The sequence below is a fragment of the Flavobacterium macrobrachii genome, from assembly GCF_014486675.1.
Taxonomy (GTDB): domain Bacteria; phylum Bacteroidota; class Bacteroidia; order Flavobacteriales; family Flavobacteriaceae; genus Flavobacterium; species Flavobacterium macrobrachii.
Map to the genome: position 1 here is coordinate 1 of NZ_JACTAC010000173.1, position 811 is coordinate 811.

Genomic DNA, 811 nt, shown 5'->3' on the forward strand with positions numbered 1-811 from the left:
ACCTCTGTTTTGGGGTAATAGTCTTCAATAGCATCTCCAAAGCCTGATAAGTTATCGATACATGCGATAAATACATCTTCTAATCCTCTATTTTGTAAATCATTTAGCACTTGACGCCAAAAACTACTACTTTCTGAGTTACCAAAATAGATACCTAAAACTTCCTTTTGCCCCTCTATTGTAACGCCTAAAATGGAATAGATAGCTTTACTCTTAACTTGACCTTCGTCTCTAACTTTGTAATGCATTGCATCAAGCCAAATCAAAGGATAAACGCTTTCCAAAGGTCTATTTTGCCATTCTTTAATTTCAGGTAATATTCGATCTGTAATGCTGCTTATTGTACCATTTGAGACTTCAAAATCATACATTTCCTTTAAATGATTTTGAATATCTGAATAGCTCATTCCTAAACCATATAAACCAATGATTTTTTTGTCAATATCACTACTGATACTAACCTGACGCTTAGGAACCGTCTGTGGTTCAAAGCTACCATTACGATCTCTGGGTGTTTCTAATTCAAAACTTCCTAAACCACTGGTAATTGTTTTGGTTCCTTTACCGTTACGCCTGTTTTTTTCTGACTTAGTCTCTTGCACGTGATCTGTTATTTCACTCTCAAGTGAAGCTTCTAAAATCATTTTTAAAAGCGGTGTAAAAACACCATCTGTACCTGTCAAAGGCTTGCCTTGCTTTAATTTCTCTATGGCTGACTTAGAGAAAGACGCAAAATCGAATTGTTCGCTCATAATAAATCAAATTTAAAAAATTCATCCTTCTATTTTTTATATTTGACACAGTTTATTGA

1 protein-coding gene is annotated in these 811 nt (G+C 34.2%); it reads right to left on the reverse strand.

Annotated features, from left to right (window positions below; all coding sequences use genetic code 11):
- Positions 1-752 (reverse strand): IS256 family transposase (locus tag IAI56_RS15805; RefSeq protein WP_187658773.1); only part of this gene is annotated, 752 nt, incomplete at its 3' end.
- Between the last annotated feature and the right edge of the window lie 59 nt (positions 753-811).